Source organism: Paeniglutamicibacter cryotolerans, from assembly GCF_014190875.1.
In the GTDB taxonomy this organism is placed as follows: domain Bacteria; phylum Actinomycetota; class Actinomycetes; order Actinomycetales; family Micrococcaceae; genus Paeniglutamicibacter; species Paeniglutamicibacter cryotolerans.
The window spans coordinates 1-18,664 of sequence record NZ_JACHVS010000005.1 but is presented as its reverse complement, the minus strand read 5'-3'; the positions used below and the strand labels follow the sequence as shown (position 1 = coordinate 18,664).

The window sequence follows — 18,664 nt, the reverse complement described above, 5'->3', positions numbered from 1 at the left end:
TTTCGAGACCATCTAATCCACTAAATGCACTAGTAGTTGAAAAAGTAAATTACTAGATGCACAAAAAGTTAAAATGTTAGAAGTGTGGAACGTTGAAATGCTTAATCGCTACATGCCTAACAGCGCAAACACCCAAAAATGCAAAATGACCGCTTGGGCGATCACAGGGCAACCACTCCCCCGCCTCTTAGGATCGGGGTGAGCGCAGCTCAGTTGGCAATCAATCAAGTTTTTGCGCATCCAACAATTTACTTATTCAGCATATGAACCGAGCAGTCATATGATCCAAGACCTTCAGGGGCTACCCGCTAGACCTGGGGTTAAGCCTTCGAATCCGGAGGTTCCTTGGAGCAGAGCGGCTCATCTCATGGGATTAGAATTTGTGCAATTAACAATTTACCCATCTTCTTTGGTGGACCTCCGATGGCATCAGGTGACAATCAGCCGACGTATGTGAGCATTTTGTGCATCTAACAATTTACCCAGTTCGGGCTTCGGCCTTCACTTGGACCAAGCCCCAGTGTGGCCCCACGGACCCGTTCGTTGCCTTGGATAGTGGCCATGCGACCGATGCGGGATAGTTATATAAAGTGCTAGATGCGTAAAATGTTGTTCATGTCGGATGCAGACTATGCCACACATAGAGAACGTAGCTCCTTGGAATGTCACTTGCCTAGATACCTAAAGTGTTGTTAAGCAAAAACGTTAGATGCGTAAATTGTTGTAAGACAAAATGCTTTTGCATGATCAGATGGCGTCCGGATGAGTCAGTATCAAAGATACGCAAAGACGTAATCACGTAGTAGGTTAACCATGCAAAATGTTAGATGCACAAAAAATTTAGGCAAGAAATGTAGCGGATTTTTCGGACTGGCATGATCTGGCGCGTAGCCTCTGTTGGTAGCGATAGTCCGGAGAGTTGGTGTGAAACCACGAGTCCCGGTGTCACCGAAGTGACGAGATCCGATGTCTACGAAGTGACGAGGTTACACACCAGGTACGTGGGCTACCGCTACCCAGTGAGGCTATGCGCCATGATCGCGCAGTTAGATCCTCGGGGTCACTGGTGTAAATACTTACATGCTTAGATGCACAAAAAGGGGAAGCGTTAAATACGTAAATTATTGGCCGGGATTCAGTGTGTGGGAGGTAGGCCCCGGTGAGAGCGCAATGCCCTAGGCCTGGCTGGACCTCTGCGTGCCGGCGCCCGCGTGCCACGGTGTCGAACCCCTCTGGGTCAGCTTCACCTCTCGGCGACATGAGTCGGGTGTGGTCCTTGGCCCTTTCTCTGCCGCCCGGTCGAAGGGAACTCTTGTTTGAGGCGAACTTGAATCCTAGTGATAGTCAGCGGTATTCGTCTGAATCAAAATGTGATGGATGGACGCGGTTGCCGGCCCAAAGGCTCGATTGCGGATGACTTTTGCTGGTCTGAAACCGCTTATCCCTACCCTGTAGTTGCATCGGGGCTTTGAGTAACCTCGAGGGCGGATCGGGTGCTTGCTATTGCTGCAAACGCCGACACACGAGATTTCGGTCGCGGCGAGGGCCGAAAGATCCGATTGTATGCTTGGCTACTTTGGCAAGATGCCGAGCGGCTCGAAAGGGCTTCATGCATGGTCATGCTCATCACCTCCTCTTCGAGATCCAATAGTGACTGCCGAAAGTCTGTCCCACTCGGCGCAGTATCCGAATCGTCCGCTTTGCGGGAGTACTCGGGGTATTCATTCTCCATGATGTCCGATCCATCTCGAGGATTTCCTGCTGGAGCTACCGCACGTTTGCCGGCGCGGCAATGGGTGTTCCGGGCCGACTTTGATAACCCACACCGGACTGACGCCCATGTGTTGGCATTTGCCTTGACTTGCCTTGACCAAAGGTGAAAAGGTGGAGGGGAGCGAAAAGGGGCGACGACCATGAGCGATCTCATTGACTTCACGCAGGGCGGTGCTTCGACCGCCGAGAACTGGCGCGAGCGCGTCTTGGACGGCGTGGGACGCCGCCTCGATCAGATGGTTGCCTCCCAAGAGGTCACCGACTTCTCCGGCGAGGCCGGGCGTGCCACGGTCAACGCCATGGCCGATGCCGTCCTGAGAGCCAACCGGATCAACGACCGCCTCGGGGCCTTCTACACCACGGACCGGGTGCGCAAGGTGCTGGGTGACGTGTCGCGCCAGGCAGTGAGCGAGCGGGTCAAAAACCACCGCCTGCTGCGGGTAAAGACCGCGGACGGGGTCGTGCTCTTCCCGGCCTTCCAGTTCATCAACGGCGCGGTGGCACCCGGGCTCCAGCACCTGCTGAGCGTCCTGCTGGGCACCGGGGTGGACGGCTGGACCGTCACCTACTGGCTCACCGCACGCCTGGCCCAGTTGGGGGAGAGCACGGCACTGGAGGTCCTGGCCTCGGGGGACAGTGACCGGATCGCGGAACTGGGGAAGCTCGCCGCCACCGACGCCGCCGGCTGGCACGCAGCTGCATGAGCCGGGCTTCAAGCACGCTGCGGTCCCCGGACCCGGTCAGGGACTACACCGGCTTCCCTGCCTACCGGCATCGTGCGCGGGTGTGCCGCTACCGGGCACACGGACTGCATGGCCCGTGGTACTTTTCCAACAGCGTGGGACGGTTCAACCTTCAAGCACCACGGGGCACGCTGAACACCGCCTCCTCGCAGGAGGTCGCCGTGCGCGAGTTTTTGGGTGTGGCCTTCGTGGGAGATCCTGCCATCCCGGCATCCATGGTTTCCGAACGATGGATCTCCCAGCTGGAGATCCCCGGCATCACGGCCGCGGATTTCACCGCCGGTGCGGCGTCGGCCTACGGGATCGTGGCCGGGGACATCACTGCCCCCATGGATGACGGCTACCTGATGACCCGCGCCTGGGCCGCTGCCATGGAAGCGGCCGGTTTCGAGGGGATCCAATCGCGTTCCCGCTTTGGTGCCGGGAGCAATCCCACCTGCCTCTACGTCTTCGGTCCCGCCGGGGAGCAGGAAATGGGCAGCACCAATGAAAAAGTCACGATGCGTTCGGTGATCGAGACGATGCCGGGATACACGATTGATGGCCTCCCTACCTCCGATGTCCTCGTCGTGGACCCCTGACGGAGGCCCCGGGGGGAGCTCGGAGTCATGGGCCACCTACACGGAAGCTGACAGATGTGCCGATATCGGCGATTAACCGAACATCTTCCTTGATCTGGTCCCTCAAAATACGACGGCATGATTTGTGGGATGCTTCATTCTCAGCAAGCCCGCTACATGTTCTTTCCCGTAAAACAACACCGTTTGTGACGACGCCTGTGCGGATCCAGATATCTGGTGATCAAACATCGCCTGAAATAGTGAAACCGAGCCTTTGAGCATGGGCCGAAAACTTTCGCGCGCTGACGCCTTCCCACGCCTGCTCCATCATCGCTAGGTGGCGCGACATCACTTCCGAGATGCGGTCTGGATCGCGTGAGCTAATTGCTTCGAGTGTCTGTGAGTGCATATCGAGGGTATTCTCGATTTCCTGTTCGGAGGAGTCTACGGGAAGCACGTGGCGTGCTATCTCTAATTCCCGCATGAGGCTCACCATTTGCTGGTACACAACGTCATTGTGGGTCGCCTTTGCGATTGCGAGATGAAAACGACTGTCCAGACTTCTGAAACTATGCAGATCGTTCGCCTTTCGCTGCATGCCGAGTACATCATTAATGTCATCGTAATCGCGCTCATCCATGCGGATGCTTGCAAAAAGGGCAACTGGGGGCTCGAAGAGGCGTCTCGCCTCTAAAATTTGACCTACTTCGCTGAAGCTCGGTGGCTCTCGGTTCGGGTCCAGAAGGGCAATTGGGACAAGATTTGATCGGACGAAGGATCCGCTGGCAGCACCTCGACCAGCCTTGATTGAGACTACTTCCGCGGTGACAAGCGCGCTAATGGCCTTGCGTACTGACTGGCGGCTAAGCCCGGATTGGGCAGAAAGCACTCTTTCTGACGGAAGTCGTTCGCCCGGCCGCATGTCACCCCGGCTGATCTTGCGCGCCAAGTCTAGCGCCAATGTCGAAGCGTCACTATGTGGAACCTGCTGGTGTGATGGGTTCACTTGAAATATTCCTCTGCTAGGCAATCGCTCGCAAGGAGCGTCGCTGCGTGGTGACTGAAGTTGAGGCGTTGGGTCAGGGGAACGATGAGCATGCTCCTATCGTCGCGAAAACTTCTGGAGTGGAGGTTCTCATGTGTATATCGATGAAAATATCAATATCTTAATGGTACTTGACGCGAACCATCATTGGTACGTTACTATCAATGTGAGCTACGTTACCCGGTAACCACCACACCCGTACGGCAAGCAAGATGCGAGGGAGGATTTGATTGTCCATAGCGATGTCAGCAGAAGGCATTTTTACTGTAGGGCAAGCCCGGCCGGCGTTTTGATTCCACCCAAGCGAGTGTGTGTCAGTCTCTTCAAATGAATGCCAGAGGCCCCATAAGCGGAAGCAATGCACCTTAAATTAGGCACGTACAGGCTGGCTCGTGAATGCAAGAGACTCCCTAGCTCGAATGCTTTGAAGTGCATTTTATACAACAGAATTGTCGAACATATTTATCAAATTTAATTTTTATACCTGTGAGCAGAGCGAAATACGGTCTAATTAGGTTCTTTCAGATCATCATCAACATTGTGGCTCACGGATCAACTCACTGAATTTCGCACAAATCCAGAAAGCTATAAAGAGAGGTCTCGTGCTTAACACCATTTCCCCGCTCACGCCTGAACAATTTAGGCGACAATTCCCGGCGCTCGAATTAGCTCCGCATTTCGCTAGTTGTAGCCAGGGGCGCTTTCGAACCACTTGGCGCACACTATGCAACGCATGACGGCCGGTCTTCTTTCTGATCAGGCTCCGTGGGAGACCTGGGTTGGGAAAGTCGAAGAATACCGCACACGGGCAGGACGTTTCTTAGGTGTTAGCGGAGAAAACGTGGCAGTGCTCTCTTGCGCCTCAGAGGGAGCCTTTCAAGTGGTTTCTTCGCTTGATTGGAGCGGTACTCGCAACCGACTCGTCACCTCTGACCTTGAGTTCCCCTCCGTAGGTAATGTCTGGCGCGCGCAGCATGATCCCATTGAGGTGGTTAACGTGGAGGGCATCGAAGCAGCGTTGCTCGCGGAGAACTGGATCCCCCTGATCGATGAACGCACCAAGCTCGTTTCTATTCCTTTGGTGAGTTACATCAACGGTACGCAGCCGGAGATCGAGCAGGTAGTCAAGCATGCGCACTCAGTGGGCGCATTGGTATTTGTTGATGCCTATCAAGGCGCCGGGGTCGTACCATTTTCTGCTGCAGGTATTGGCTGTGATTATCTCGTCACGGGGAACCTGAAATATCTGCTTGGGCTGCCAGGAATCGCGATGCTGTATGTACGGGACTGCATGAACGTTGAACGATCTGCGCAGCTGACAGGCTGGTTTGGAAGGACGAATCCGTTCGCTTTCGACCCAGAAGTTGTCGACTACCCTCACAACGCGCGCCGATTTGAGACCGGAACCTACCCGATCCCATCGGCCTACGCAGGGATCGCGGGGTTCGAGATGATCGAGCAAATTGACGTGGAAGATTCTTGGGAGCATGTTGTCGGTCTGCGGGAGCAACTAGCTGGGGGGCTCACAGAGCTTGGCTATCAGCTCGATTATCCCAAGGACATTGCGCACCGGGGGCCGGAGGTTGCTGTGGTTGATGAGAATCCTGTTGCGCTGGCTGAATATCTGGCTGAACGGCAAATTGGTACATCACCGCGTGGCCAGAGACTGAGGTTGTCGTTGCATGCATATTCAGCAGAGCAAGATATTGAGGCTCTGCTCACCGCACTGAAAAAGCTGCGGTAGCAGCTTGAAGGGCTATTTTCGGTCCGCACATGACTCCATATTTACTACGTTGCCCGGAAAAAGAATATTCAGAGAAAGGTAAGATTTTGGTTAGCCTAGACCGTTACAACACCAATAGCTATTTTGAGAACTTTGCTGGCTACTGTCGCGCTGTTCGAATTGGTGATCGCGTTGTCGTCAGCGGTACGGCTCCTGTAGCCACCGACGGGCAAGAACTGGCAGATCTCGACACCTATACTCAGACACGCCACGCGCTTGAAGCAGCTCTCGCCTCAGCTGAGAAGCTCGGCGGGAGCAAAGATCTCGCTATTTTTACCCGTCTCTATTTGGCGCCGGAAGCATCCTGGGAGGATGCCTCGCGGGCCCATAGCGAAGTGTTCGATAAGGCGCGTCCAGCGAATACGACACTTTACATCCATCGGCTGATCCCGCCCGGCGCCCTCGTCGAGGTTGAGGTCGAATGCGGCATCTCGAATAACTAGGCCTAAGACATAGGAAATGAGTTCGAATGACAACAGTGAATAATGCACCTGAAGTGGCCATTATTGGGGCTGGTGTAACCGGGATGGCTACCGCATGGCATCTGAGTCAGCGTGGCGTGCGCGTTGTGGTGATCGACCGAGTCGGTGTCGGCTCAGGCATGACCGCTATTCAGCCGGGAGGTGTGCGCACCCAATGGGCAGACAACGATACTTTTGAGCTCGCCAAAGAGTCGCAGAGCTTCTACGAGAATTTCGTCGAACGGACCGGTGCGCAAAAGGACCCAGAACTCGTTCACTGCGGCTACGCCTTTGTGGCGTCAAAACCGGAGACGCTTGAAGCGCTGAGAGCCACGGTGAAGGAGCAGAATGCTCAGGGCGTTGAGTCTCGTATGCTCACGCCGGATGAGCTTGCGGAGATGGTACCGGGGCTTGCAGTCGATCATATCCTTGGCGGTTCGTTCAACGGATCGGATGGATATCTCAACAGCCCCGGAGCTCCCGTCGCCGGGTTCGCCGCCGGAGCCATGCGCGAGGGGGCAGAAGTGCTTTTGGAAGCAGTGAAAAGCCTCGAACGTGTCGCAGATGGATGGGTACTGCATTTCGGCTCAGGCGAGACAATGAACGTAAAGAAGGTCGTCGTTGCCGCAGGAGCGGAGAGCGCTAAGCTTTTGGCTCCCCTCGGCGTTGAGCTGCCACTGGTGGCTGAGCCTCGCCACCTCTTCTATAGTGACCCAATCAGTGAACGCCTTATTGAACCACTTGTCATCTTTCAAGACGAACACTTCGCGGTGAAGCACCTTGCGGATGGCAGTGTGCTTGCATCTGATCTGGTACCTCTCCCTGAGGGGGCAGTGGCCGATGAATCCGCCATACGTCGCGATTTGGTTGCCAAGGGGAATCGGCTGATCGAAACACTCGCGTACGTACGGTTCCCGGTGATGGTAACGGGATATTACGACGTGACGCCCGACCAGCAGTTGCTCCTTGGTCCAGTTGGCGATCTTCCTGGTCTTGTGCTCGCATGCGGTCTTAACGGTCGGGGCATGATGCTCGCACCCGCAGTGGGACGTGTCGTCGCTGACGTGGTCGTGAGCGGGAATATCGAGGCCGTTCCCACGAGCATGCGACCGGACCGCTTTGCGGACGGAGTCATCCGAAAGCGCGAACAGATGGTTATTTAGGCTTCTGAGCTGCGGCACGAGGACATCGCGTTTCCTGATCCGCATCACCGGCAGGACATATCAAGGGAGATATGCAAAATGATCGAAGATAACGGCCACATTTCAGCTGACACTCTCAGCGTAGACATCGGCCCGAGTTCACTCATGGCAGCAGAAGGGCTCAGCGAAGACGAAGCGCTGCTGCGTCGTAAATCCCTCTCAGTGCATGGTCTGAGTAAGTCTTTTGGCAATCGGACACTCTTCTCCGATGTGTCTTTGTCCGTCAGCCGTGGTGAAATTCTCGGGCTCGTTGGGCCAAGCGGTACAGGAAAAAGCACGCTGTTACGTTGCATGAACCTGCTTGAAACGCCAACTTCGGGCGAGCTCCAGCTGGCCGGTCAAATGCTGTTCAAAGAGAAAGTGCTGCTGGACACAAAGGAGCTCATAGTTCTGCGCCGATCCCTCGGCATGGTGTTTCAGCACTTCAATCTGTTTCCGAACTTGAGTGCGCTGGATAATGTGGTGCTCGCTCAAGTGCAGGGGCTCAAACGTAGTCGAGCCGAAGCAGAAGACCGCGCCGTGGACTTGCTTACACGCGTTGGGCTGAAGAATGCCATCAACCACCGTCCCTCCGAGCTCTCCGGAGGTATGCAGCAGCGGGTGGCGATTGCTCGGGCGCTTGCACTAGATCCGAAGGTGCTCCTGCTCGATGAGCCGACTTCTGCCATCGATCCTGAACTGCGTATTGAAGTGCGCTCGGTGATTTCGGAGTTGGCAGAAAAGGACGTCACCATGGTGCTCGTTACACATGAACTCGATTTCGTCCAACGTGTGGCGACGAAGGTCGCATTTCTAGCTGATGGTGGGGTTGTGGAAGTAGGTTCGGCGCAACAGGTACTCCGCGATCCACAGCATGAGCGTACCCGTCGGTTCCTCAATGCGGTGAAAGGCTAGGTAAGCCTGTGACCGTCGAAGGAGTAGCTCGCGCGCTAGAGCAGACGCTGCTCATCTGGCTAGTGTCTCTGGGGATCGCCGCAATTCTGGCCATCTTCATCGCATACTTGCGTATGTCTAAGAGGCGTGTCTTCCGCTGGTTCGCGGTTGCTTACATACGTATTGCCCGTGGTATTCCACCATTGTCGTGGATGTTCTTGATCTATTTCGGTATCTCAATCGGAGGCATGACGCCTTCGGTTGCCGCGATCATCGCTCTTGGTTTCGTATTTGCCGCCTACATGGCTGAGGTATATCGCAGCTCTATTGAGTCAGTTTCGGGAGGCGTCTTAGAAGCCGCGACTGCTCTGGGCTTGAGTCAGACGCAAGCGATGTTTCGGGTCGTGATTCCCACCTCGGTGCGCCTCATGATTGGCAACGCGAGCTCGATCGTAATTAGCGTTCTCAAGGAGTCTTCTCTTGCGTCGCTTATCGGGGTGGTCGAATTGACGAACTATGCGGCGTCCACGGTGCAGATGAGCGGAAACGGCATGTTCGTGTATTTCATCGTGGGCTGCGTCTATCTCGTACTCAGTTCGATCGTCGGGGTAGCGGCACGATTCGGCAGCAAGCCTGTCAAAGCGACGGTATGAGGAGAGAATGATGGACGTTGTTGTAACAATGCTTCCCGCGCTCTGGGCAAGCCTGACCTTGACTCTCGCGATCTCGATTATTGGATTTCCGCTTGGTGCGATCCTCGGGTTCGGTATGTATCTGTTGCCTAAACGGGCGGGTGCCACGCTTTGGGTCATAACGGAGATCGGGCGAGGGTTCCCGGCCCTGGTCATTATCTATTTTGTTGCGTTCGGCTTGCCAAAGGTGGGTGTCGTACTTCCACCCCTTACCGCTGTGGTGCTTGCGCTGGGCTTTACCACTGCTTCGTACACAGCAGAGATTTTTAGGTCTTCTTTGATCGCAATTCCCCCAGGGCAGACAGAAGCTGCGCATGCGGTAGGCCTTGGCACGATTAAAATCCTGTGGTTCATCACCGGACGACAAGCGCTGCGCATTGCTCTCCCGCCGCTGGTCGGCTTCTTGATTTTGGTCTTTCAGGGGACGAGTCTTGCGTACAGCGTCGGCGTGCCAGAACTGATGTCGGTGGCGTACACCGACGGAGTCGTCAAATTCAAGGTTGGCGAGTACCTGATGGTCGGGGCCGGACTGTACCTGATCGTCAGCTTGATTCTCGAGTGGCTCATTGTTCGAATCACGCGCGAACGAGGCGCCAAACTACACGGTCGCTCGAAGAAGACGATCGATGGAGGGCGCGAAGCAGCACTGGTCTAGCTCGCGGCAAGTGTTCTCTGGGAACAAACTCACTTATTTGACCTGTTATAGCAAAAAATACAAAGGAGTAAATATGATCCACGCAATTCGCAATCCTCGTAACAGCAAACTAGGTCGCGCCATCGCTGCTGGTCTTGTCGGTGGTGGCTTGGTCTTCGGTATGGTTGCCTGCTCTTCGGCTGAGCCTGACCGGGCGGGAACGTCGAGCGACTGCACAGCTCGTTGGACGTTTCCCACCGTCAAGAAGGGGGTGATCTCCGTAGCTACGGTGAACAATCCACCGATGGTCGCTCTTGACCCAAATGCAGGTAAAGCTGAAGGGCTTGAAGCCGACATCCTCGAAGGCTTCGCCGCTGACGCGTGCCTGCCGCTCGAGTTCAACCGCATGACCGGCGCCGCTGCAGTCGCGGCGATGAGCGGTGGCAAGATGGACATCGGGGCGGGAGGCTGGGGTATCACCGAGGCGCGCGGTCAGATGATCGGTCAGCTCGATGAGCCGACGGTCTACAATCCGCCTGCGATTCTTTCAAATCAGGGAGTGTCGACTATCGCCCAGATGGAGGGTGTAAAGATCGGCGTTGAGGGTGGATCTCTATACCAAGAAAAGCTCGAGTCCCGCTTCGGCAAGGACCGCGTAACTTCATACCAGACCATCGACGCCGCTGTTCAAGACATGAAGAATGGACGAGTCCAGGCGACTTTTGGTGACAGCACTCAAATGGCCCAGGCTGCGACTGCTAATGGACTAAATCTAGAGGCGGATCTGCACCTGCAGAGCGAAGATACTAACTATTCGGAACTGACTACTGCTACCTTGGTCAACTTGCCGTTCACGAAGACGAACTCAGAGCTCGGCAAAGCGCTTAACGAGTACGTTACGGAGTTGCGGGAATCGGGTGAGCTGACCACGATCCTCGTTAACTGGGGGCTGACCGAGGGCAACGCGACTGGAAAGTTCTAATCGACTGAAACGCATCCTGGGAGGTGTCGGGTTCTTTGCGGGCCGAGGGCGCCGACAGGAGAGCTGAGTACACCTCCCGGGCTGCTGGTCCTCATGACTCATGCAAGATACTGAGAAATGTTCTCAGTATACCTGTTTTGCAAAATGTGCCCTAAGCCATCGGAATGGATTTGTGATGAAACTGGCTGTCCTAATTAAAGAGGTCCCGGATACCTCGAGTGATCGTCATCTGAACCTCGAAACGGGCCTCGCAGATCGTGCCGCAACTGATGCGGTACTCGATGAAATCACGGAACGGGCGCTAGAGGCAGCGCTTGTGTACAGCGCCGCAAACGAGGGCTCCGAGGTCATTGCTCTTGCGATGGCGCCGGATAGCTCCTTGGCGAATGTGCGTAAGGCTCTCGCGATGGGAGCGGACCGTGCCGTGATTGTCTCCGATGAGGCATTGCGCGGTGCAGACATTACTCTCTCCGCCGAAGTGCTTGCAGCCGCGATCGAGCGCGAGGGTATTGACCTAGTGCTTGCAGGCAACCAATCGACGGATGGCTCTAGCGGTATGCTCCCGGCAGCTATCGCTGAAATACTCGGGGTTCCTTATGCCTCAGAGTTATCGGCGCTCGAAATGAGCGCAGATAGCGTGAAAGGACCACGCTCGGTTGATGGTGGTGTGCAGTATATAAGTGCGATGTTACCCGCGGTAGCGACGATTACTGAGGCTCTGCCTGAGCCGCGATTTCCGAACTTCAAGGGAATCATGGGCGCGAAGAAGAAACCCATCGAGCATGTCTCACTGGCAGAGCTGAAAGTGAATGTTTATGACAATAATGCGGCTCGCACGATCATGCTGAGTATCGCGAAGCGACCACAACGTGAGGGTGGTATCAAGATCGTCGATGACGGGGAAGCCGGTGTAAAGCTGGCTGAGTTCCTCGTCACGAGCCGGCTGGTTTGAGGGGAGTGTGAAATGACAGAATTTGCTGCGGATTCAATTCTTATCGTTGCGGAAACCACTGCATGCGGAAAACTTGCCGATAGCGCGATCGAACTCATCGGTGCGGCTGCACAGGTTGGGACCCCGGTTGCTCTGCTGCTCGGGCCTGAGAGCTTGGCAGCAGAACTTGCTCAAGCCGGGGCAACGACAGTGGTTGTTGCTGACATCGCGCGGGAGTATCTTGGTGTGCCTGGTACCGACGCACTGCATGCTGCAAACGGCTTAGTGCAGCCCGACGCAATTCTTATTTCGAACTCGATCCAGGGTCGTGAGATCGCCGGACGATTTGCCGCGCGCACAAGACTGGCGCTCTCTGCCGATGCGATCGGAGTCAGCCGCGATGAGTTGGGTGTAATTGCACACCATTCGGTTTACGGTGGAGCCTTTGCTGTGAGCTCGACTGCGACCTTTGGCGCTCCCGTAATCACAATCCGTCAGGGGTCGATTGACGCACCGGCAGCTGCACAGCCACTTGAAGTTGTCGCACTCGAATCAAGCGATTCAGGAAAACCAGCAGCAAAGGTGGAGGCGTTTGAGTTGGTTGAAACAGTTTCGACTCGCATCGAACTCCGTGGTGCGCAGAAAGTTGTCGCAGGTGGCCGAGGTCTCAAAACAGGTGAGGGTCTCGAAATCGTGGAGCGTCTCGCAGCGTTGCTTGGTGCTGCAGTAGGCGCTTCGCGCGCGGCGGTAGACGCAGGTTGGGTGCCGCATTCATTTCAGGTCGGCCAGACCGGCGTGTCAGTATCGCCTGAACTCTACATCGCACTAGGTATCTCTGGAGCTATCCAGCACAGGGCGGGTATGCAGACCGCAAAGACCATTGTTGCGATCAACACGGACGCAGATGCTCCGATATTTGAGGTTGCTGACTTTGGCGTCGTAGGCGATCTCTTCACTGTCGTGCCCCAACTCGTTGCGGCGCTCGAGGGGCAGAAGGACTAGCTATGGCAACCTTTCGGAAAGGGGACATCCGCCAAGGCCTGCCGCGTACGGCTGGCGAAAAAGCATGGCCCGCTCGCCAGCGGAAGGGCTCTGTGCAGAATGAGAACGACAGAATCGGCCCTCGCGCATCTGAAACACAATTACGCCGTGGACTGCCTCGCGTTTTGGGAGGTGAGCCGTGGCCGAGCGCAGGACTCGTTCCGTCGAGTTCCGTAGGTGGCAGTGCGACTCTTGTGCCGGTAAGTATTGTGGGGGGCGGGAATGCACAGACCTTGAGTAACGAACTTGCTCAGGAAGTTGAGCAGGAACACACAAGACTATTCTCATCAAAAGTTCAAACGCCGTTGCCTGCTCCGATTGAGATGTCAACTGATCGTGGTCGAGCGCCGACCATGATTCGGGGTAGACGGCTGACACATTGGATCCGTGTGGTCGCACTCGGCGGCCTAGGGGCTGTTGTTGCCGCTGCCTTGGTTGTGCTCGCAGCACGCGGTGTCACGACACTGAAATTTGTGCCGGACTGGCTGGAGAAATACCCAGGCGAGTATGCCCCCGTAGCTTTGGCAGATCCCGGGTTCCCTTGGTGGGTGAGCTGGACTCACTTCTTTAATTTCTTCTTGATGGTGCTCATCATCCGTTCCGGGCTGCTCGTGCGCATACAGCAGAAGCCGCCCGCATACTGGAGCTCGCGGAAATGCGACCAGAAGATCAGCATCAATCTGTGGCTGCATACCTCCCTCGACGTGCTGTGGATGTTCAACGGATGTATTTTCGTCGTGCTGCTCTTTGTCTCTGGGCACTGGGCGCGCATCGTTCCCACGAGCTGGGCAGTATTTCCCAATGCCCTGTCGGCGCTGGTGCAGTACCTTACGCTCGACTGGCCGACCGATCACGGCTGGGTCAATTACAACAGCCTGCAGCAGCTCATGTATTTCGTGGTGGTGTTCGTCTTCGCGCCGCTCGCCATCATCACGGGCGTGCGTATGAGCACTTGGTGGCCGAAGGACGCGGCGAAGCTGAACACGCTCTTCCCTGCGACATTTGCACGCGCCGTTCATTTCCCGACGATGCTGTTCTTCGTACTTTTCAGCGTTGTGCACGTGATTCTGGTGTTTGCGACAGGTGCACTGCGCAATCTTAACCACATGTTCGCGGGTACGGATGCCGTCAACTGGACCGGGTTCTGGCTGTTCGTTCTTGCCATCGCGCTGACCGTAGGAGGGTCGATTGCCTGTAAACCGCTGATCGTCGGGCCGATCGCAGTCCGCTTCGGCAAGGTGACCAACCGCTGACAGCCTCAAGGCAAAGACCGGATGGCCCGTCTGCGTCGTGGGGTGTGACACTTGTCGTCGACTCTCGGTACCAGGAAGGCACGACAATTCACATGTCTACGAATCGCGGGACGTTTACCGATGAGTTCAAGGCCGACGCGGTCCAGCTCATGGCGCAGGAGAATCGGCCGATCGCGCAGGGCGCCAGTGAGTTAGAGATCAACGAGGGCTCGCTGGGCTCTTGAGTAAAGTCGTAGGGCGCCCAGTATTCGGATCTCGAGGTCGCCTCTTGCAAGGGAAGGCGGCGCGGTGAGTAGGCGTATCGAGTAGCGCGAGTCCACGCGTCGAGTAGCAAGGTTCCGGCGACCGAGAAGCACCCCAATTGTGCGCCTCCTGCTGGCTGCCCTGCCTTTGGGAAAGTGCAGATGGGGCATGGTGGACGTGCTGACTCTTAACGATCTGATCTGTTTAGACGGAGCTTTTGGTAGCACGTGCGTAACGATCCGGTAGCACGCGTGTAAGCAACCGGTAGCGCTTCGGGACGTTCAAAGTCAGGATTGCTTTCACCCACGACACCAGGTCGGGGACAGTGAAAGGAAGACTGACGGTAATGGCTGACTACAGACACATCATGGCCCTGCTGGTGCAGGGCCATTCGTACCGACAGGTCCAAGGCAGGGCAGGCTGCTCGCACCGCACGATCGCCAAGGCCAGCCGGGTCCTTGCCGATCAAAAGCTGACCACCCGTGAGCAGATCGACGCGCTCACCGATGAGGACCTCGACCGGCTGTTCGACGACGGCCGCAAGGCCGTGAGCGGTGAGTTCGTCCCCGTCAATGTCGAGGCCGTGGTGAAGGCACGCATCGGTCGGAAGAAGCCACCGTTGAAAGTCTTGTGGGCCCGCTACCTGGACACCGCGCACACAGACTCCGCCCGGTTTTACGGCTATGAGCGGTTCTGCCAGATTATTGCCGAGCACGTCAAGGTCAACGACCTGACCAGCCCGCTGTCCCACGAACCCGGACACACGATGCAGGTCGACTGGGCCGGCACCAAGATGCAGCTGACCGATCCGATCACCCAGGAAACCACGAAGGTCTCGCTCTTCGTGGCGTCCTTACCGTATTCGGGAATGATCTTCGCCTACGGGTCCCTGGATGAGAAGCTTCCCGCCTGGTGCCAGCTGCACCGGAAGGCCTTTGAATACTTTGAGGGTGTCAGCCAGCTGGTCATTCCCGATAACGCCTCGACCGCATCGAACCAGATCAGCCGGTATGAAAAGGCCCGGGATGTGAACCAATCCTATGAGGCCTTCCTTGAGTACTATCAAACCGCGGCAGTCCCGACCGGCGCGTATAAGCCGCAGGAGAAAGGCAACGTCGAGGCGGGGGTTAAGGTCTCGACCAATTGGATCATCCACTACCTGCAGGGGCGGCGTTTCGCGGGTCTGGATGAGCTGAACGAGGCCGTGGCCGAACAGGTGGAGATGATCAATGACCGCACGCCCTTTCGCGGGGAGAACCGCTCCCGACGCGATTGGTTCCAGGATGCTGAACGCCACGAACTCATCGGCCTCCCGGCCGAGCCGTGGCAGCAGGTTTACTGGCGCAAGGCGAAAGTCTCCAGGGACTGGCACGTGCAGGTCGACACGGTTAAATATTCGGTTCCGCACCAGCTCGCCGGGCAGATCCTGGACGTGCGGATCGTGGGTGAGCAGGTCACCGTGCTTGCCGGTGGGCTCGTGGTTGCTTCGCACCGGCGTGGTGCGCAGCGTCATTCCTACGTCACCGATCCCGAACATGCGCCGCACGGGTATGAGGACATCTCACTGCTCTGGACCCGTGCCTATTTCATCCGGCAAGCAACAAAGGTCGGCCCCTACACGGTTCAGGCGCTGGCTCGGTTGCTGGATCGGAAAAAGATCGAAGCGCAGGGCTACCGCTCCTGCATGAACATCCTGGCACTGGGCAAGGGCAACAACCGCGCCCTGCTGGAGCAGGCCTGCCATGACCTCTGCGTGCAAGACGAGCGGAACCCTGTCAGTTATACCGCGCTCAAACATCGCATCACCGCCCTGCGGGCGGCCTACGCCGGGCGTCCGGGCGTGAGCGCACCGGCATCGCCGCAGTCCGGCGCGGGGCCGGTGACCGCGGGTGCCAGGGATACCAGCAGCGCCCATCTGGGCGGGATCTCGCAGTTCAGTCTCGAGGCCTTGAGAAGCACCGCCGCAACCGAGGAAACGAAGGAGGAGGACCATGCTTGATCATCATCTGACCGACGATGACATGGGGCTGTTTACCGGGTTGCGGATGACAGCGTTCGGCCAAAGCGTCATCGACATCGCCAACGACTCGGCCTATGACGAATGGACGTTTTCGCGCAAGGTCCGTCATGCACTGGATCAGGAGATCGCGGCCCGGGCCCAGCGTCGGGTGGTGAAGCTGCTCAAGGAATCGAAAACGCCGAACCCTGCTGCCTGTGTTGAAGACATCCACTACCTGCCGGACCGGAGCCTGAACCGGGAGGTCGTGGCACGGCTCGCGTCCTGCCAGTGGATCGAGCACACCACGAACCTGGTGATCCTGGGCAAATCAAGCGTCGGCAAATCGTATTTGGCCCAAGCCCTGGTCAACGCGGCCTGCCGGCACGACTACACGGCTCGCTACTTCCGACTTGATGACCTGGCGAACAAGCTCGCGGTTTATCGTCGGGGTGATGCCGAACGGCTGACGTTCCTGGGCAGCCTGCACGACTGCGATGTTCTGGTCCTGGATGACTTCTTGACCACGCCGATTAGCCCGGAGACCGCGAGCGAACTGCTCAATATCCTGGCGGGGCGCGAACACCGTGGCGCCACGGTGGTGACTTCTCAGTTCGATCCCGAGGACTGGTACAAGTCGCTGCATGATGCGGTGATCGCCGAATCGATCCTCAACCGCATCGTTTCCAGCAGTGAGTTGGTCCAGCTTGATGGGCCCAATATGCGTCGGCGTAAGCATACGGGTCCGGGAGATGAGCCGGTGAGCTGAAGCGATCGGTGCTGGCGCGAGGGCTCGGTGCTACCGGGTCCTCGCACCGGTGCTACCGTTTCGCTCCACATGCGCTACCGAAAGCTCCGTCTATACACTGATCACCGGTTATTACTCAAGTGATACCGCCAAGTGCGCGGCCGCATACTTTGATTCTTGCGAAATTGCGCGATAGCACCATCGCCCCCACATTGTTTCCTCCCGGACCCGTTAGTGTTTTCAATCGGTCTCGGTGCCATCGCTGGTTCCGGAACAGATTGATATGGGTCGGATCGTCCGGGAGCGGACCATCGTTGATCCGCAATGTGAGAAGAATGCTTCCTAAGTAAGCCGGTCGACTACTAGTTTTAGTAGAAACAATATGTGACGATCGTCATCTAACCTCTATGTCGATTCTTGCGGGCGTAAGTTCGCCGTCCCACCCCTAACATTGGAGTTTTGTTGAGTCTTATACATGAAATCCTCGCGTCGCTGGCGACCGGTGCCGTTGAAATCCACGATCTGACGGCCCCATTATCGGCCGACACTCCGACGCTGGAACTGCCGGAGCCGTTTTCAAACCTGATCGACTTCAGTATCGATGAGGTCTCCGCCTACAACGAGCCGGGCCCGTTTTGGAAGCACCACAACATCCACACCGGCGAGCACATCGGCACACACATCGACGCTCCCATCCACTGGATTTCCGGGCGTGAGGGCAAGGACGTCTCCCAGCTGGACCCGGCGCGCCTGGTGGGACCCGCCGTGGTGCTGGACTTCAGTGCCGAGTCGGCGGCGGATCCGGACTTCCTCATCGACGTGGAGCACCTGGTTGCCTGGCAGCGGCAGAACGGCGGCTTCCCGGCGAACGCCTGGTTGCTCTTCCGCACCGGCTGGGACCAATACGGGCACGACAAGCAGGCCTTTTTGAACCTCGATGAAAACGGCTCCCACACCCCGGGCTTTACCGCCGAGTGTGCCAAGTGGATTGCCGATGAGCTGGACATCTCCGGCGTCGGCGTGGAAACCGTGGGCATCGACGCCGGCAACGCAGCGGCGTTGAACCCGCCGTTCCCCATGCACGACTACCTGCTGGGCGCCGACAAGTACGGGATCACGTCGCTGAAGAACCTGGACAAGCTGCCCGCCCACGGGGCCATGATCGTGGTGGCCCCGCTGCCGATCGTCGGCGGGACCGGTGCGCCGGCCCGCGTGCTGGCCATGGTCCAGAAGTAGTCCGGCTGCAGTCCAAGACAGTAAAACCAGGCCTGGAGCAGCGCACTGGACGTGCGCATTTTTCGGCGTCCCCTGTGCTGCTCCGGGCCATCCGCCTTGAGGAAAAATGACTATGAACGTTGCACAACTTGTCGGAAAAACCCTGGCCGAACTGGGTGTGGGACATTGCTTCGGTGTGGTGGGTTCGGGGAACTTCACCATCACCAACACCCTGATGGAACATGGAGTGCCGTTCACCGCGGCCCGGCACGAGGGCGGTGCGGCAACCATGGCAGATGCCTACTCGCGCACCAGCGGCAAGCTCGCGCTGCTCTCGGTCCACCAGGGCTGCGGGTTGACCAACGCGGCCACCGGCATCGGTGAGGCCGCCAAATCGCGTACCCCCATGATCGTGCTTGCCGCCGAGGCCGCGCCCTCGGCCGTGTACTCGAACTTCGCCATGGACCAGGGCGGTTTTGCCGCCTCGGT

Annotated in this window: 17 protein-coding genes and 1 pseudogene; 17 read left to right on the top strand and 1 reads right to left on the bottom strand. The window is 57.2% G+C overall.

The window, feature by feature from the left end:
• Positions 1–1,913: 1,913 nt before the first annotated feature.
• Together E9229_RS18215 and E9229_RS18210 are read left to right on the top strand one after the other, a co-directional pair.
• On the top strand, positions 1,914–2,477 hold the full coding sequence (locus E9229_RS18215; RefSeq protein ID WP_183513191.1) for a hypothetical protein: 564 nt from the start codon (positions 1,914–1,916) through the stop codon (positions 2,475–2,477).
• Positions 2,474–3,097 (top strand): RES domain-containing protein, encoded by a 624-nt coding sequence (locus E9229_RS18210; protein ID WP_183513190.1) that lies wholly within the window; start codon positions 2,474–2,476, stop codon positions 3,095–3,097. Before E9229_RS18215 ends, E9229_RS18210 begins: the two co-directional genes overlap by 4 nt.
• Positions 3,098–3,317: 220 nt before the next feature.
• Here E9229_RS18210 and E9229_RS18205 read toward each other — a convergent pair whose 3' ends face one another.
• Positions 3,318–4,082 carry a FadR/GntR family transcriptional regulator gene (locus E9229_RS18205; protein WP_312855756.1) on the bottom strand — a complete coding sequence of 255 codons (765 nt, stop codon included), beginning with the start codon at positions 4,080–4,082 and terminating at the stop codon, positions 3,318–3,320.
• A gap of 763 nt (positions 4,083–4,845) precedes the next feature.
• Between E9229_RS18205 and E9229_RS18200 the strand changes: the two genes are divergently transcribed.
• From E9229_RS18200 to E9229_RS18130, 15 genes and pseudogenes are all read left to right on the top strand, one after another.
• Positions 4,846–5,865: an aminotransferase class V-fold PLP-dependent enzyme gene (locus E9229_RS18200; RefSeq protein ID WP_183513187.1), complete on the top strand. Its 1,020-nt coding sequence runs from the start codon at positions 4,846–4,848 to the stop codon at positions 5,863–5,865.
• A 29-nt stretch (positions 5,866–5,894) separates the two neighbouring features.
• Complete coding sequence (locus E9229_RS18195) at positions 5,895–6,347, top strand: Rid family hydrolase (RefSeq protein ID WP_183513186.1); 453 nt, start codon at positions 5,895–5,897, stop codon at positions 6,345–6,347.
• Between the two features lie 26 nt (positions 6,348–6,373).
• Positions 6,374–7,528, top strand: coding sequence for an NAD(P)/FAD-dependent oxidoreductase (locus tag E9229_RS18190; protein WP_183513184.1), 1,155 nt, complete (start codon positions 6,374–6,376; stop codon positions 7,526–7,528).
• A gap of 78 nt (positions 7,529–7,606) precedes the next feature.
• On the top strand, positions 7,607–8,461 hold the full coding sequence (locus E9229_RS18185) for an amino acid ABC transporter ATP-binding protein (protein ID WP_246380965.1): 855 nt from the start codon (positions 7,607–7,609) through the stop codon (positions 8,459–8,461).
• 8 nt (positions 8,462–8,469) lie between these two features.
• Entirely contained in the window at positions 8,470–9,093 is a 624-nt protein-coding gene (locus tag E9229_RS18180) for an amino acid ABC transporter permease (RefSeq protein ID WP_183513183.1), read from the top strand.
• 10 nt (positions 9,094–9,103) lie between these two features.
• A complete protein-coding gene (locus E9229_RS18175; protein WP_183513182.1) occupies positions 9,104–9,787 on the top strand; it encodes an amino acid ABC transporter permease in 684 nt (227 codons plus the stop codon).
• Positions 9,788–9,860: 73 nt separating this feature from the next.
• The gene (locus E9229_RS18170; RefSeq protein ID WP_183513181.1) at positions 9,861–10,748 is read left to right on the top strand and encodes a substrate-binding periplasmic protein; all 888 of its coding nucleotides are present in this window, start codon (positions 9,861–9,863) and stop codon (positions 10,746–10,748) included.
• A gap of 175 nt (positions 10,749–10,923) precedes the next feature.
• The gene (locus tag E9229_RS18165) at positions 10,924–11,700 is read left to right on the top strand and encodes an electron transfer flavoprotein subunit beta/FixA family protein (protein ID WP_183513179.1); all 777 of its coding nucleotides are present in this window, start codon (positions 10,924–10,926) and stop codon (positions 11,698–11,700) included.
• 12 nt (positions 11,701–11,712) lie between these two features.
• A complete protein-coding gene (locus E9229_RS18160) occupies positions 11,713–12,681 on the top strand; it encodes an electron transfer flavoprotein subunit alpha/FixB family protein (protein WP_183513178.1) in 969 nt (322 codons plus the stop codon).
• 272 nt (positions 12,682–12,953) lie between these two features.
• A complete protein-coding gene (locus E9229_RS18155) occupies positions 12,954–13,973 on the top strand; it encodes a cytochrome b/b6 domain-containing protein (protein WP_246380963.1) in 1,020 nt (339 codons plus the stop codon).
• A gap of 92 nt (positions 13,974–14,065) precedes the next feature.
• Positions 14,066–14,191: pseudogene (locus tag E9229_RS18150) on the top strand (transposase); the annotation flags it as partial.
• 371 nt (positions 14,192–14,562) lie between these two features.
• Entirely contained in the window at positions 14,563–16,215 is a 1,653-nt protein-coding gene (gene istA / locus E9229_RS18145) for an IS21 family transposase (protein ID WP_183510647.1), read from the top strand.
• The gene (locus E9229_RS18140) at positions 16,208–16,981 is read left to right on the top strand and encodes an ATP-binding protein (RefSeq protein WP_183510337.1); all 774 of its coding nucleotides are present in this window, start codon (positions 16,208–16,210) and stop codon (positions 16,979–16,981) included. The genes istA and E9229_RS18140 overlap by 8 nt, the downstream gene beginning before the upstream one ends.
• 441 nt (positions 16,982–17,422) lie before the next feature.
• The gene (locus E9229_RS18135) at positions 17,423–18,196 is read left to right on the top strand and encodes a cyclase family protein (RefSeq protein WP_183513176.1); all 774 of its coding nucleotides are present in this window, start codon (positions 17,423–17,425) and stop codon (positions 18,194–18,196) included.
• A 112-nt stretch (positions 18,197–18,308) separates the two neighbouring features.
• A partial coding sequence (locus E9229_RS18130; RefSeq protein ID WP_407671401.1) for a thiamine pyrophosphate-binding protein occupies positions 18,309–18,664 on the top strand: 356 nt, incomplete at its 3' end.

Excerpts from the sequence above, each read along its gene's own strand:
- E9229_RS18215 (WP_183513191.1), top strand. The coding sequence starts at position 1,914 with ATGAGCGATCTCATTGACTTCACGCAGGGCGGTGCTTCGACCGCCGAG.
- E9229_RS18210 (WP_183513190.1), top strand. The coding sequence starts at position 2,474 with ATGAGCCGGGCTTCAAGCACGCTGCGGTCCCCGGACCCGGTCAGGGAC.
- E9229_RS18160 (WP_183513178.1), top strand. The coding sequence starts at position 11,713 with ATGACAGAATTTGCTGCGGATTCAATTCTTATCGTTGCGGAAACCACT.
- E9229_RS18185 (WP_246380965.1), top strand. The coding sequence starts at position 7,607 with ATGATCGAAGATAACGGCCACATTTCAGCTGACACTCTCAGCGTAGAC.
- E9229_RS18165 (WP_183513179.1), top strand. The coding sequence starts at position 10,924 with ATGAAACTGGCTGTCCTAATTAAAGAGGTCCCGGATACCTCGAGTGAT.
- E9229_RS18190 (WP_183513184.1), top strand. The coding sequence starts at position 6,374 with ATGACAACAGTGAATAATGCACCTGAAGTGGCCATTATTGGGGCTGGT.
- E9229_RS18175 (WP_183513182.1), top strand. The coding sequence starts at position 9,104 with ATGGACGTTGTTGTAACAATGCTTCCCGCGCTCTGGGCAAGCCTGACC.
- E9229_RS18195 (WP_183513186.1), top strand. The coding sequence starts at position 5,895 with ATGACTCCATATTTACTACGTTGCCCGGAAAAAGAATATTCAGAGAAA.
- istA (WP_183510647.1), top strand. The coding sequence starts at position 14,563 with ATGGCTGACTACAGACACATCATGGCCCTGCTGGTGCAGGGCCATTCG.
- E9229_RS18170 (WP_183513181.1), top strand. The coding sequence starts at position 9,861 with ATGATCCACGCAATTCGCAATCCTCGTAACAGCAAACTAGGTCGCGCC.
- E9229_RS18140 (WP_183510337.1), top strand. The coding sequence starts at position 16,208 with ATGCTTGATCATCATCTGACCGACGATGACATGGGGCTGTTTACCGGG.
- E9229_RS18200 (WP_183513187.1), top strand. The coding sequence starts at position 4,846 with ATGCAACGCATGACGGCCGGTCTTCTTTCTGATCAGGCTCCGTGGGAG.